Annotated in this window: 14 protein-coding genes; 9 read left to right on the top strand and 5 right to left on the bottom strand. The window is 57.5% G+C overall.

The features are described from left to right. Positions 1-96: 96 nt before the first annotated feature. On the bottom strand, positions 97-1,371 hold the full coding sequence (thiC, locus tag HWN36_RS01755; protein WP_176787688.1) for a phosphomethylpyrimidine synthase ThiC: 1,275 nt from the start codon (positions 1,369-1,371) through the stop codon (positions 97-99). Positions 1,372-1,760: 389 nt separating this feature from the next. Here thiC and HWN36_RS01750 point away from each other — a divergent pair, with 389 nt between their 5' ends. From HWN36_RS01750 to HWN36_RS01725, 7 genes are all read left to right on the top strand, one after another. Then, entirely contained in the window at positions 1,761-2,573 is an 813-nt protein-coding gene (locus HWN36_RS01750; RefSeq protein ID WP_176787686.1) for an anaerobic ribonucleoside-triphosphate reductase activating protein, read from the top strand. Next, a complete protein-coding gene (locus HWN36_RS01745) occupies positions 2,570-3,118 on the top strand; it encodes an AAA family ATPase (RefSeq protein WP_176787684.1) in 549 nt (182 codons plus the stop codon). Before HWN36_RS01750 ends, HWN36_RS01745 begins: the two co-directional genes overlap by 4 nt. Next, positions 3,115-3,891, top strand: a complete 777-nt coding sequence (locus HWN36_RS01740; protein WP_176787676.1) for a sugar phosphate isomerase/epimerase family protein — start codon at positions 3,115-3,117, stop codon at positions 3,889-3,891. Before HWN36_RS01745 ends, HWN36_RS01740 begins: the two co-directional genes overlap by 4 nt. Further along, the gene (rnz, locus tag HWN36_RS01735) at positions 3,888-4,826 is read left to right on the top strand and encodes a ribonuclease Z (RefSeq protein WP_176789550.1); all 939 of its coding nucleotides are present in this window, start codon (positions 3,888-3,890) and stop codon (positions 4,824-4,826) included. Before HWN36_RS01740 ends, rnz begins: the two co-directional genes overlap by 4 nt. A gap of 26 nt (positions 4,827-4,852) precedes the next feature. Then, positions 4,853-5,440, top strand: a complete 588-nt coding sequence (locus tag HWN36_RS11910; protein WP_246269820.1) for a magnesium transporter — start codon at positions 4,853-4,855, stop codon at positions 5,438-5,440. An 84-nt stretch (positions 5,441-5,524) separates the two neighbouring features. Continuing rightward, positions 5,525-6,055: a magnesium transporter gene (locus tag HWN36_RS11905; RefSeq protein WP_343044903.1), complete on the top strand. Its 531-nt coding sequence runs from the start codon at positions 5,525-5,527 to the stop codon at positions 6,053-6,055. A 411-nt stretch (positions 6,056-6,466) separates the two neighbouring features. Beyond that, positions 6,467-7,162: a glycosyltransferase family 2 protein gene (locus HWN36_RS01725; protein ID WP_246269818.1), complete on the top strand. Its 696-nt coding sequence runs from the start codon at positions 6,467-6,469 to the stop codon at positions 7,160-7,162. Here the strand turns inward: HWN36_RS01725 and HWN36_RS01720 are convergent. Continuing rightward, positions 7,159-8,316: an ISH3 family transposase gene (locus tag HWN36_RS01720; RefSeq protein ID WP_176787674.1), complete on the bottom strand. Its 1,158-nt coding sequence runs from the start codon at positions 8,314-8,316 to the stop codon at positions 7,159-7,161. The two genes, HWN36_RS01725 and HWN36_RS01720, sit on opposite strands and share 4 nt — an antisense overlap. Before the next feature lie 278 nt (positions 8,317-8,594). Between HWN36_RS01720 and HWN36_RS01715 the strand changes: the two genes are divergently transcribed. Continuing rightward, positions 8,595-9,539 (top strand): SDR family oxidoreductase, encoded by a 945-nt coding sequence (locus tag HWN36_RS01715; RefSeq protein ID WP_176787673.1) that lies wholly within the window; start codon positions 8,595-8,597, stop codon positions 9,537-9,539. Here HWN36_RS01715 and HWN36_RS01710 read toward each other — a convergent pair. Further along, a complete protein-coding gene (locus HWN36_RS01710; protein WP_343044902.1) occupies positions 9,526-11,007 on the bottom strand; it encodes an oligosaccharide flippase family protein in 1,482 nt (493 codons plus the stop codon). The two genes, HWN36_RS01715 and HWN36_RS01710, sit on opposite strands and share 14 nt — an antisense overlap. Before the next feature lie 88 nt (positions 11,008-11,095). Between HWN36_RS01710 and HWN36_RS01705 the strand changes: the two genes are divergently transcribed. Then, entirely contained in the window at positions 11,096-13,012 is a 1,917-nt protein-coding gene (locus HWN36_RS01705) for a hypothetical protein (RefSeq protein WP_176787671.1), read from the top strand. A 20-nt stretch (positions 13,013-13,032) separates the two neighbouring features. Here the strand turns inward: HWN36_RS01705 and HWN36_RS01700 are convergent, their stop codons facing one another. Together HWN36_RS01700 and HWN36_RS01695 are read right to left on the bottom strand one after the other, a co-directional pair. Beyond that, positions 13,033-13,443 carry an alpha-crystallin domain-containing protein gene (locus tag HWN36_RS01700; protein WP_176787669.1) on the bottom strand — a complete coding sequence of 137 codons (411 nt, stop codon included), beginning with the start codon at positions 13,441-13,443 and terminating at the stop codon, positions 13,033-13,035. Further along, a complete protein-coding gene (locus tag HWN36_RS01695; RefSeq protein WP_176787667.1) occupies positions 13,424-14,056 on the bottom strand; it encodes an ArsR/SmtB family transcription factor in 633 nt (210 codons plus the stop codon). Before HWN36_RS01695 ends, HWN36_RS01700 begins: the two co-directional genes overlap by 20 nt. Between the last annotated feature and the right edge of the window lie 14 nt (positions 14,057-14,070).

The following is a 14,070-nucleotide window of genomic DNA, read 5'->3' as shown; positions in this document are numbered from 1 at the left end:
CCAGGATATCGCGAGAATCTCACGCTATTTACGCGCGAAGGGGGCTGACTCAAGAGAGGGAATTTTCGGGGCGAAAGGAGGAAGAACAAAAAAGATTTAGAAGTGGAAGTTCTTGTTCACGATCTTCAGCGCACAGTAGTCGCCGCACATCGTGCAGCCGTCGGTGTCGGCGGGCATCCGCTCGTCCCTGATCGCTTTTGCGCGCTCGGGGTTCATGGCCACGGCGAACTGGCGGCCCCAGTCGAGGTCGCGGCGGGCATGGCCCATCTCGAGGTCGGCGTCGCGCTTCTTCAGTTTGATCATGTCGCCGACGTGGGCGGCAATGCGGGAGCTCATCACGCCTTCATAGACCTCCTCCGGGGTGGGCAGGGCAAGGTGCTCGGCCGGCGTCACATAGCAGATGAAGTCGGCGCCGTAGGCCGAGGAGAGGGAGGCGCCGATGGCGGCGACGCGGTCGTCGTAGCCCGGCGCGATGTCGGTGACCAGGGGGCCGAGCATATAGAAGGGCTTCCTGTTGGTGACCCGCTTCTGGACGATGACGTTCGCCTCGATCTCGTCGAGCGGGATGTGGCCGGGTCCTTCGATGATCGTCTGGACGCCATAGTCGTTCGCCTTATCGGCGAGTTCGGCGTTGATGATCAGTTCCTGGAGCTGCGCCCGGTCGGTGGCGTCATGGACGGCGCCTGAGCGCATGCCGTTCCCGAACGAGAGGGTGACCTCATGCTCCTTGAGGATCTCGAGCAGGTAGTCGAACTCAGCATAGAGCGGGTTCTCCTGCTCGTTGTGCAGCATCCACGCCGTCATGAATGCGCCGCCGCGGGAGACGAGGCCGCCGTGCCGACCCTGGTTCCTCAGCCGCTTCATCGTCTCCAGGTTGATGCCAGTGTGAATGGCCATGAAGTTCGTGCCGAGCTTCGCCTGCTCCGCGGTGATCCTGAAGAGGTCGTCGGGGTTCATGAAGACAACGCCGCCCTTGTTCCTGGCCGCCTCGATGAAGGCCTGGTACAGGGGCACCGAACCGACCGAGAGCGAGGTGTTCTCGATGACGCGGCGCCTGATCTCGAGGAAGTCGCCGCCGGTCGAGAGCTCCATCAGGGTGTCGGCGCCGGCCTTCTCGGCCATCCGCACCTTCTCAATCTCCTGGTCCACGTCCACGATATCGGTCGAGGTGCCGATGGAGGCGTTCACCTTGGTACGCAGGCCTTCGCCAATCCCGCAGATCTTGACCTTGCGATACGGCGAGACCGGGATGGTGATATGGCCCTCGGCAACGCCGCGCCTGACAAACTCCTCGGTGACCCCTTCCTGTGCCGCCACGATCTTCATTTCTTCGGTGATGACGCCACGCCTGGCATCCTCTAAGAGACTCATACCTATCTCGTAGGGAAAATAACCAGATAAAGGCTTGTATTTCCATTTTTCGGCACAAATGTGCTTGATCGCCCCACAAGTAAATTTGTTTACGTTTGTGCAAGAGGGATTTATCAGATGGCTCAGGCCGTTTTTGCCGGGTTTATTCGCCCATTCACATTGTTAGCCTCCCCGGCACCTGCCGGTCTCCAGCAGCCTTTCCTCATGCTGCCCGCCTGACCCCCGCGTGAGGATTGGATCGGGGAACGTAGAGGTACGATACCAGATGGGCTGCACCCATCCCTTCTCCAATCGCAGTTTCGCGGGGCGGCCGGCCCCCCGGCACGGCATGACCTGCAACCATCCGTTCACCCACGTCAGGGCAAAATCATCACCTACCCCCCGCTCACATGTTCCTGCAAGATAGATTCTATAAAACTCCTCACCCAAGATATAACGACGGTGGGTTTTTGAAGGCGAATTTCGGAGGATTTATACCACTCAGCACCGTGGACTGGCGAGGCAGGGCAGTCTGCACGATTTTTCTGCGCGGCTGCCCGGTCAGGTGCCATTACTGCCAGAACGTCGCCCTGCAGGAGGGCCGGGACGAGCGCGATATAGAAGAAATTCTCGCCATGATCAGGGACACCACCCTCCTCACCACCGGGGCGGTTTTTTCAGGCGGAGAGGCGACGATGCAGAAAGAGGCCCTCGTCGCCCTTGCACGCGGCGTACAAGAGATGGGGCTTGGCGTCGGGCTCCAGACGAACGGCGTTTTTCCCGGGACCATCCGCGCCCTTCTGGCAGAGCGCCTCGCCGACAAGATCTCCCTCGACATCAAGACCCGGTGGAGCCATTACCGCAACCTTTTCAAGGTGGACTATGCAGACCGGGTGAAAGAGTCGCTTGCGCTCTGCATCGAGGCGCATAAGACCGGCGTTCTCCCGGAGTTCGAGGTTGTCGTGACCGTATTCCGGGGGTGTGAGGATGATATCCCCTATATCTCAAAAGAGACAGAAGGTGTCGATCTGGTCCTCCAGCAGGGGATCGTCAGGGGCGTCTCTCCCCTCACGTTCGGGGAGTTCTCAGAGATCGCCGACCGGATCGGACGGACGGTGAAGATCCGCACCCGCGAGAACGGCGAGGTGGTCTATGAGGGGCGGCGCATTGTGCGCGGGGGGAGCATCGATATGAGCAGGATTGAGCAGGAGCGGCGCATATGAAAGTCATCGGTGTTGTCGGCATGCCGGCAAGCGGGAAAGGCGAGTTTTCACGGATAGCAGCGGACCGGGGCATCCCGGTCGTGGTGATGGGAGACATGATCAGGCGTGCCGTTGCCGGTGCCGGCCTCCCGCTGACCGACGAGAATATGGGCAGAGTTTCAGCCGAACTGAGGGCGACCTACGGCATGGACGCCGTCGCTCACCTCACGGTCCCGGCGGTGGAGGAGACCGGCGCACCAGTCGCCCTCATCGACGGGATCAGGGGCGGGGCCGAGGTGGCGATCTTCAGGGAGCGTTTTCCCGCATTTCTGCTTGTCGGGGTCAGGGCCTCCTTCGAAACACGGCTCCGCCGCCTCGGCAGCCGCGGCCGCTCGGACGATCCGCACTCGGCCGAGGACCTGAGACGGAGGGACGAGCGCGAACTCGGGTGGGGGCTTGGCGACGCCCTTGCCACGGCAGACATATATATCGAGAATGAAGCCACCGTAGAGGAGTACGGCAGACGGGTCGCCCGTCTCCTCGACGCCGTCGGAGGGTGCGAATGAGCGTCAAACCGTATTTTTCCTCATCGTCAAAGGTATGGGAATCGCCCGAATGGGTGTTTGGAATAGAAGAGGCAGGGTTTCCCGGCTGGGAGATCTCGGCGGACGGCAAGTACCGCCTGGAAAAACCGGCGAACAAACAGGTAATCAGTGACGTGATCGAGAGCACGGGCCTTGCCGTGACCGTGCACGCCCCGTATGCCGATCTCAACCCCGCCTCCATCAACGACCCCATCTGGCGGGAATCGGTCAGGCAGATCTGCTCCTGCATCGAGCACGCCGCCGACCTCACCGATCGGGTCACCATGCATCCGGGCTACCTCTCCCCGGCCGGAAAACTCCTGCCCGAAAAGGTATGGGAGCAGCAGAAGGAGGCGCTGCGGGTGATCGGGCGGTGCGCAAGCGATCACGGCGTTGTAGCCTGCCTGGAGAACATGATCAACATTCCGGAATTCCTCTGCCACGACCCCTTTGAACTCCTCGGGATCACCGAGGGGATCGAGGGGATCGGAATCACCTTCGATATCGGCCATGCAAACACCGTGAGGAAAGTCGACAGTTTCCTCGCCCAGATCAAAAACGCCAGCCACCTCCATATCCACGACAACCATGGCAGCTCTGACGAACACCTCGCCCTCGGCGACGGCACCATCAACTGGAAAAAAGTCGGCCATGCCATTGCGGCGGGATATCAGGGCGAGGTGGCGGTGATCGAGGGACGGAGCATCGAAGAGGCAAAAAAGAGCCTCGATGTCTTTAAGAGGTGGTTTGTATAGCCGGAGAGACATTGCAGGTGTACTTCCTCGGAACGGCCGGGGCCCTGCCCACGCCGAACCGAAACCCCTCCTGCGTCATGATCAGGCGGGGCTCCGACACCCTGCTCTTCGACTGCGGCGAAGGGGCCCAGCAGCAGATGATGCGGGCGAGGACCGGGTTTCTCGTCGACGCCATCTTCATCACCCACTGGCACGCCGACCATTTCCTCGGCGTCCCCGGTCTTGTCCAGACCCTCGCCTTCAACGGCCGGACCGAACCCCTTCCCGTCTACGGGCCCGAAGGGGTCCATGATTTTGTGGATTACACACTCAAGATCGGCAGAACCCGACTCAGCTTCGACCTCCAGCCGGTCACGCTGGCGCCGGGATCGATCGTCCGTTTCGACGGCTATGGGGTAGAGGCGTTCGCCACCTGCCACGGCATGACAAGCATCGGCTACGTCCTCAGAGAGGACAGCCGTCCGGGGCGTTTCGACCGGGAAAAGGCGATCTCCCTCGGTGTTCAGCCAGGCCCGCTCTTCGGCCGCCTCCAGCGGGGCGAGGCGGTCACGGTTGTGCGGGACGGAGAGGATGTCACCGTCACGCCCGACGAGATCCTCGGCCCGCCGCGGCGCGGCCGGATGGTCATCTACTCAGGCGACACCAGGCCGCTTCATCACGGCCCGATATCAGGGCTCGAAGACGCCGATCTCCTCATCCACGACGCCACCTTCGACGACACCGAGCTGGACCGTGCCGGCGAAGTCTTCCACTCCACCGCCGGCGAGGCAGGAGAGGCGGCGGCGGCGCTCAGAGCACAGACGCTCGCCCTCGTCCATATCAGCTCGCGCTATACGTCCACGGCAAACCATATACAGGATGCAGGGCAGAGATTTGAGGGAGAGGTACTCGCACCGTCCGACCTGACGATGGTCGAGATCCCCTTCAGGGAGTGAAGTGAGCATGACAGGGGAGTGTGACGATGAGTCAGGCGGGTGTACAGGGGCGCGAGAGGCGCCTCTTTCTGACCGGGCTTGTTGCACTCCTCATCAGCACGGGCGTCGCCGTCGTTGCAGGCTCGTATCTCTCCTCTATCAGTGACCTTCTCACCCTCATCCCCGGGCTGATGGTGCTCGTCCCGCCGACGATCAACATGCGCGGGAGCATCTCCGGCGTGCTTGCGTCCAGGCTCTCCTCGTCCATGCACCTCGGCGAATTTTCCGGCACCTTCGAACAGGATGGGGTGCTGGCCGGGAACCTCCATGCCTCCTTACTCCTCACAATCGCCACCGCAGCGGCCCTTGGGGTCATCGCCCCGCTCCTGAGCGCAATAACAGGCCTCCCGGTGATCGGTGCCGGCGACCTGGTGCTCATCTCCCTGGTGGCAGGAATCCTGTCAGGGCTGGTCCTGATGGGGTTCACCGTCCTGATCTCGGTTCTCTCCTACCGGCGGGGCGTCGACCTGGACATGATCGCCGCCCCGGCCGTGACGACCCTTGGCGACCTGGTCACCATCCCGGTGCTTGCCATGACGGCGGTTGCGGTCCTTGCCATCCCATCTTCGATCTGAGTGGGGCTCTCCGGCATCATCCTCGCCCTTGCGGGGGTGATGAGCATATACGCGTGGGTCGCGGGGCGACGGGGACGGGGCATTGTGCAGGAGGTCCTTCCTCTTCTGATCCCCCTCTGCGTCCTCGGGGCCTTCGCCGGCATCGCCTACTCGGCCTCTCTCGACCGGTTCGTCAGTGTCGGGGCTCTCCTCATCCTGATACCGCCGTTTGCCGGGATCTGCGGTTCTATTGGGGGGATTCTCTGCTCGCGCCTGGGTACCGGCATGCACCTCGGCGTCATCACTCCGGCGATCGCACCGCAGGGGAGCGTGACCGTACACTTCGCACAGGCCTACCTCTTCACCCTGATTCTCATGCCCCTGATGGCCGCCCTTGCCCATCTCGCCGCCATCGTCCTCGGCGTGTCGTCTCCAGGACTCCTGGCGATGGTCACGATCGCCACTGCCGCCGGCCTCGGTGTAATAACAATGGTCAACGGCATTGCCTACCTGACGGCGACGCTCTCATTTCGCTACGGTTTTGACCCGGACAACTTCGGCATCCCGGTGATCACCTCAGCGATCGACCTCCTCGGCGCCGTGGCGCTCATCACTGTCATTGAGATCGTCCTCTGAAAAGACGCACAGGGAGGTGCCAAAGGGCCACCAGGCGCCAGGAGAAAGGCGGGTTCCTCTCCCACAGGCAGGGGCCCGCAATATTTTATAAGAATTCGTATCCGCAGGGATACCACATTTCAGATATTAACCTCTGATTTCACAGGGGGATAGCATATTCTAAAGCGTGAAATTTATTCAAATTTTTATACAGATCTGTATTTATGATAATGTGGCGCCCTGAAAATTCAAACATATATCTGACAGATCCACAAATAAAATGTGTAAAAACAATTATATAGCATAATGAATATCACACATAAAATACACGGTAGAGGTACAACCGCCATATAGGCAATATTCCACGAGCATACGGGGGGATGCATCTTTGTTTAACGATTCAGTCATGTACGAGAGGGGGCGGTGACCGCCATGGCCGCAGGGGTCTCAGCAGTTGTATCGGCGAAATCAACGACGAAAACTCTGCCGTTCAAAACCGCTGTTGAGGAACCAGATTACCGTGGAAAACGAGTCGCCGTGGTGGTGCCGGCATATAACGAGGAGGAGCTGATCGGCGAGACGATGGGTTCGATCCCCGGGTATGTGGCGCGGGTGTACGTTGTCGACGACGGCTCAAAGGACCGGACCGGGGCGATCATTGACGCATATGCCAGGTACGACGCCAGAGTCGTCCCGATCCACCACCGCCCGAACCGGGGCGTGGGGGCGGCGATCACCTCAGGATACCTGCAGGCCGTTGAGGATGGCATGGACGTCGTGGCGGTGATGGCCGGGGACAACCAGATGGATCCCACCTATCTACCCTCCCTCCTCGACCCGATCGTTGATGGGAAGGCCGATTATACCAAAGGGAACCGTCTGATCAGCGACACATACCGAAAGGGGATGCCGGGGTGGCGGAGTTTCGGCAACTCCGTCCTCACCTTCCTCACCAAAATCGCCTCGGGCTACTGGCAGATGATGGACCCGCAGAACGGCTACACGGCGATCTCGGGGAAGGCCCTCTCCGAGCTCCCCCTCACCGAGGTCTACCAGGGGTATCAGTACTTCTCTAATTCCTTCCTCCCTCTCATTTCATTCAACGGCGTTTCTCGCTCCCTTTCCTAAACAGGATACCTTAACACAGGAATGGCTCTGGCACCCCTCATCGATGTGCGGATCGCCTCCCAGATTATGCACATGAAGGAGCTGAACCGGAAGCCGCGCACCTCAATGGTTTGTGGTCCCTGTTTCACGGGGGAAAAGTGCTTCCAGAGTAGATCGATCCAGATATTCTTGAGGAGGAACGATATTATGGCGTAGAGATACCGGATGACCGGGTTTTTTGTGCTCGTACGGGGTTTCACCTGGTTGCGCATCCGATAGGACGATTCAATCGAGAACCTGGACCGATAGGTCTGATGGACCCGATGGGGATTCCACCGGAGGTTTCCCACGACGTAACCCAGATTCTCAACGCCGCGCTTACCCCGTTTTCCTTTTGCATACTTCACGGCAATCGCAATCTTCAGGACCAGCACCGGTTTTCCGTGCATCCGATATTCAGCATACCGGGAGTGGGTTCCCTGGAGGACTTGTTTCATCCTTTTCCCGTGTTTCCTGACAGGAACGATGAACGGCACCTGGACGTCCATCAGAAACCCGAGCACCTTCCGGGTGTAGAACTCCCGATCCAGGCAGAGAACTTCGATGCGAAGACCGAGTTCAGTGATCCGATCGAGACATTGCGCGATGTATCCGACCTTCGAGGTATCCCGGCGCACCGGGAACACGGCCAGCGTCATCTGCCGGTTCCTGGTGGTCACATACAGAGTGATGTAGGAATAAAACTCATTTGTTGACTTTTTACGCTTACTTCGCACGATATAGGCCTCATTCTCCTCATCGGTTGACCCGTAGTACGGATCGTTGGTAAAGTCAATCGCAAACTGATAGGCGTACCCCGGTTTGAGGACGTGGTGCATATGGGTGGTGAGGATCGAGGTGTTATTCTGTTCCAAATCGGCCATATCGAGCTTTTTGAGGTGGTAGCGAACGGACGTTTCGCACGGTACCCGATCCAGGATGTGGGTGATTGAGTGAACTGACTGATTCATTACAGCCATGCCGACCAAAGAAGAAATCAAGTCCGTTTGAGTGAGTTTTCCCTGAATGGGAATGGTTAGATGCTGATCCAGTGCCGAAACAACAGGGGCGCAACAGTCTTTAGGTTTCAGAATGTTGCTCTTTCTGCAGGTCACCCTCGATTTAAGTAAAGGCATGAGGGGAAGCCTGCAATCTATATAGATCTTTCGATTTTGGGCGGGCTTCGGGCGGTAGAGGGGGATTTGGGGTCTCTAAAATTAGCGAAGTACTGAGACTGCATCGCTTGATTCCAGGCGCCAAAATGAGTGAAGTACTAATCCCTGACAGAATGAACTACCTGAAGCAAAAATCTCTAAAATATCTCAATGGAAAAGAGCCAGGAACAAATAAGGTGGACATCTTACATCAATCGACAGGCATATCTCCACCCCCCCTCCACTATTCACCCATTCCCATGCGCTACATCGTCACCGGCGGAGCCGGATTCATCGGCTCCCATATCGCCGAGGCGCTCTCAGGAAAGCACGAGATCGTCGTCATCGACGACCTCTCGTCCGGGCACTGCGAGAACCTCAAGGGCATCGACTGCGAGTTCGTCGAAGGGAGCATCACCGACCTCGCCCTCCTGCAGGAGACCTTCGCCGGCGCCGACGGCGTCTTCCACCAGGCGGCGATCGCCTCGGTGCCGCGATCGGTCGAAGACCCCCTTGCAACGCACGCGGTAAACCTGACCGGCACCCTCAACGTCCTCATCGCGGCCAGGGACTGCGGCGTGCGGAAGGTCGTGATGGCATCGTCCGCCGCGGTCTACGGCGAAAACCCCGAACTCCCGAAGAGGGAGGAGATGGCGCCCGACCTCCTCTCCCCCTACGCCGCCCAGAAACTCTCGGACGAGCATTACGCCGCCGTCTTTTCGAAGCTCTACGGACTTTCGACCGTCTGCCTCCGCTACTTCAACGTCTTCGGCCCCAGACAGGACCCCTCCTCGCCGTACTCGGGCGTGATCTCGATCTTCGGCTCCCGGATTCTGGAGGGCGAACCGATCACCATCCACGGCGACGGCGGCCAGACGAGAGACTTCGTCTATGTCAGGGACGTCGTGCAGGCGAACCTGCGTGCGATGGCCTCAGACGCAGAAGGAGTCTTCAACATCGCCCGCGGCGAGCAGACCGACCTGAACACGCTTGCCAGGACCATGATGCAGGCGGCCGGAAAGGGTGTAGAAATACGCTACGGGCCGCCAAGGGGCGGCGACATCCGTCACTCGCTTGCGGAGATCTCGCGATCTCGCGAGGTGCTCGGTTGGAGGCCGGAATATGCAATCCAGACAGGACTCGCAGAGACGATGCGCTGGATCGAGGAGGAGACGACATCGAGAAAGCAGATCAGCCGTGCCTGAAGAGAAAGGGCAGCCACTTTTTCGCCCCGAAACCGATCAACACCCCCTGGATCTGCCGGTCTGTCGTGATCAGGTAGAGGTAGTAGAGGACGCAGGAGAGCGATCCGACCAGGACCAGCACCACCGGATCGAGACCCCAATATTTCAGAGAGAGCAGGACGATCCCGACCGGCATAAAGAGGAGCAGATTTTTCGAGACAATCGCATAAACGGCAGACCACGGCACCCTGGCAAGGGCCAGCATCTTCCAGCAGAGATAACCGTAGGTGAAGACTCCAGAGAGGGCAAAGAGGGCCAACGCCATGGTCGGACTGCCCAGCACCCCTCCAATGACCAGAGAGACGAGGCGGGAGATCATATTCAGCAGATTGAAGGTGAGGCCAAATCCCTGTTTTTCAAAGACCACGTACAGCGTGCTGAGAGGTGACGATATAAACCACACAAAGGCCCATATGCTCAGGATCTGGGCGTAAAGCCCTGCTTCAGTCCATGTCTCACCAAAAACAACTCCAAAAAGGTCGCTCCCGAAGACGGTGACCAGAAGGATCGGGAACATCCCGGTGACGACCAGCATCCGGAACACCTGCGTCACAAAAAGGGGAAACCGCTCATCTGAGCGAAATTCAGCAGACCTCTGAAAAAATACCTGCGATATTGCCTTTCCTATGAGACTCATCGGGAACTGGAGCATGCGCATGCCAAGGGCGTACCATCCCACCACAACCGGAGAAAAATAGAATGCAAGAAGAAATACCGGGAGCTGCCAGGAGAGCGTGTTCAACAACGCCGACCAGGTGTCGATCAGCGGAAATTTTTTATATCGAATAAATCCGAGATAGATCTCCTTTTTTCTGACCCCGGAGAAAATATCGCGGTCTTCACGCCAGATCTGCCCGGCAAGCGCGACGGTGGCGATGATCTGGCCGAACACACTTGCCGCAATGAGGCTCCCGCCAGTGGCATACCCGGCGGCGCCTGCCCCCAGCTGGGTGCCCGTCGCCAGCACTTTGCTCGCCACCGTGGCAACAGAAAGTCTGCCGAAGTGTTTTGTCCTGGAGTTCCAGGAGTTCAGCGAGAGAAAGACCCCGCTGAAAAAGACGGAAGGAGCCGCAAGCCAGAGATATCTGGCCAGTTCGGGGGCATTCATCATCCCCGCCACAAGATCCCCGTTCAGGGCAAAAAACAGCGTGAGCCCGGAGATGAGGCAGGTGACAAGCAGACACCCGGCAAGGAGGTTCGCCGCTTCAAGATCAGATTCAGGCAGCATGATCGCCATTTCATAACGCATGCAGACGATCACCGCAATGATGGCGGTGACCGAGGTGAAGAGAGAGAGAAGACCAAATGCCTCAGGACCATACATGCGGGTGAGGATGGGGGAGGCAAGAATAACGATCGCCTGGGATATGGCTGTCCCGCCGACAAGTTTGAAAATGTCGCCGGCAAATGTCGATGCCACTCTGACCACGTGGCATAATAGTCTCAGACCTAATAATAGGCTATCCTTGAGATCCGTGCCAAGGTATTATTAAATTGTACAGACAGTATAATTTAAAATGGATTCATCATCTCTGAAAAGATTTGCCGAATACCTCCCATTTCTCATCTCTCTTGCCGTAATAGGAGGAATTCTTTTTGGAGGAATCGTCATATCCCGATGGGACTATTCGGTCAGAGGCCTGTCGATAGCAATTCCCTTTGTGATTGCTGCAGCAGTGCTGGCATATCTCTTCAGGCACCCGCAGGAGATCGGGGATGATGGACCTCTCTTCGGGGTATCCAGGTTCACCCTTTACAGGCTCTATGCAGTAGTATATATGGTATCGATCGTCCTGCTCATCGCAGGATTCGATCGCCATTATTATCTCGTAATGTTAATCGGATTATTTTTGATACTCTTCGTCGGCATATTCTCACGCACGGTCAGTGTCCCTCTCACATTGTGCGGGATCATCCTGACCATGATGAACATCATCTACGGGATCACATGTGCGTATCCCCTCTTCTTCAGCACCACCGATGTGATGGGCCATATATTCATGGCCAGCGTTACCTATCTCTCAGGACATGGCATCCCGGTCGACCTCTCCCCCTCGTACGCCTCGTTCCCCCTCTATCATATATTCATCGCAGAATCAGCCCACATTCTGAACCTGCCCATTCAGCAAGCGCTGTTTCTTGTCACCTGCCCTGCGTATGCGTTATCGGTCGTGTTCATCTATCTGATTTTTACCCGTATAACGGGAAACCCTCGTCTCTCCCTGTTTACGTGCCTGGTTTTTTCCATGACGGGCGTTGTGCTCTCCGAGGGCGTGCAGATGATAACACGCAGTGCGGCCTTTGTCGGTTTTGTCATTCTGCTCCACCTGATCTTCAGGATGGAGGCCAAAAACGGCAACAGGCAGATCTTTCAGGGGCTGGCGGTGATACTTGCACTCTTCATCATCCTTGTACACCAGGTCTCGATCATCCTGATCGTGATCCTTCTCTTCACTCTCATGATCTGCGAGTACATCGTCAGAGACCGGAAATATATCTCAACGATATTTGTCCTGTATATCTGTGTCCTGTTCCTTGGGTACTGGGGCTATTCTGCACTTCAGTTTCTGGCCTGGTTCGGCAGAGCGAGGTGGAACATTGACTTCTTCGAGTTTGAAATAAAACATACCGTCCTCTCAGATCCGACAATGGATCAGACACAGGTGGTGCTGATATATCTGTACAATAATATCCCGACAAGCATATTTGCGGCATTTGCCGTAACAGGAGCAGTATATCTGATATGGCGACAGAAACCAAAGTATCTCGCTGTTTTCGGGCTTTTTTCATTAATAACCCTGATACTCTACCTGCCAAACCCCCTTTTTGCCTCAGAAACATTTGCCCACCTCTTCAGGATCGACAGGTTCAGGATATTATTGAGCCCGATCATGACCCTTGCAATGGCGTCAGGATTTCTCCTGATCTATTCCCATCGGGGAAAGAGAGATGTCGGCAAACGCATTGTACGGTCGATCCTCCTGATTGTATTCGTATGCTTTGCTTTCTTCTCGCTGGGCACTGTTGTCCTTACAGAAGATCCCGGCACCCAGCGACTGTACTTTACCTCAGAAGAACATACGGGGTTCGATTTCGTTTTCCAAAGCGTCCCCTATGGATCGGCACTGTACTCAGATTACTACACCAAACGATATTTTATCCAGAAAAAAACTGACATTACAGAGGAATTTGGTCTCCCCTATTACCAGAGCGGCCCTCTGCCAGGTGCCATCGCGATCCCCCGGATGGAGGGCTACACCATACTGCGCAATAAACAACTCCTGGAGTATAACCTGATATTCGAAGAGAATAACGCCCGCTATTCATTCAGGCCGACCGAAAAGAACATACAGCTGCTCTCTTTAAGCACAGACGCCGCCAATGGAGTCTACTCAACGGGCGGCCTGGAGATCTATCAGGGCCTTCCAGAATGACCTGCAAAAAAGGTGTCGCATCAGAGAGAGGCTACAGGATCCCCTGGCTGTAGTTTCACGCACACCACGTCGAGCACGCCATGGTTCACCGAGACCGAGCTCTGAGCAGGATCGATCTCGTCGTCGAGATCGATCGTCACCTCCCGTTCGCCCATCCTAACGGTGACGGCCACCGGTCCGATCGCGGCCGACGCCCGCCCCTCGCAGGCCGGCGGCACCCGGGCCGTGATATAGACGCACCGTTCGCTCTCGGTCAGTTCGTACGAGATATCCGGGCCGGCATCGTCCTGTCCGGGGGCGCGTCCAGGAGAACCGCCCGAGGCGATGATCGTGCACCCGATGATTCTGGGCGGATCCCCGTTCTCGCCGAGGACGTCTTCAAGGATCTTTGCAATGCTCCTGAATATCTCGTCATAGGGGTTGTTCGGCATAGGGACCACGCAGCATGTACTGGTTTCCGTTCTGTTCGACGATATCTTTTACCATCAGGTCCTGGAGCATCTGCTCCACAGGCCCGGCCTCAAGGCCGGTGTAATCCTCAAGGTCGCGGAGGGAGAGTGTGCAGTGGGCGAGTGCCAGCACAAGGTCCATCTCGGTCTCGCTGGAGAGCAGGTCCTGACTGTACCTGACGACCTCGTCCATCCGCGCATCGATATCGCGCTCGATCTCCTCGAGGTTGGCGATGAGCGTGTCGCGCGTGCGGAGCATCCGGGCAAGCATCGAGAGGGCGGCGAGATACTTCGCCTCACGCGATCCGCCCGGTTGAACAGCCTGAGCCGTGTCTTCCCCGCCATAGCGGATATCGATGCAGATCTCGCGTGTAAGGCTGTAGTATTTTCGCCGGCGGTTGTCATGGAACGAGGAGAGGATCTGCTCCTCCTCCATCATCTGGAGATGTTCTATCACGGCCTTGGGCGAGATCATCAGCTTGTCTGAGATCTCGGTGACAAAGCAGGGCTTCTGCCTGAGAAGATCGATGATACGCCTCCGGTTCCGGTTGCCGAGGATATCAAGGAGACGGGAGGTCTCTCCATCATCAAACATCTTTACTTCACGTT

The sequence above is a fragment of the Methanofollis tationis genome (assembly GCF_013377755.1).
GTDB classification, from domain to species: domain Archaea; phylum Halobacteriota; class Methanomicrobia; order Methanomicrobiales; family Methanofollaceae; genus Methanofollis; species Methanofollis tationis.
This window is presented reverse-complemented; position numbering and strand designations above follow the sequence as displayed.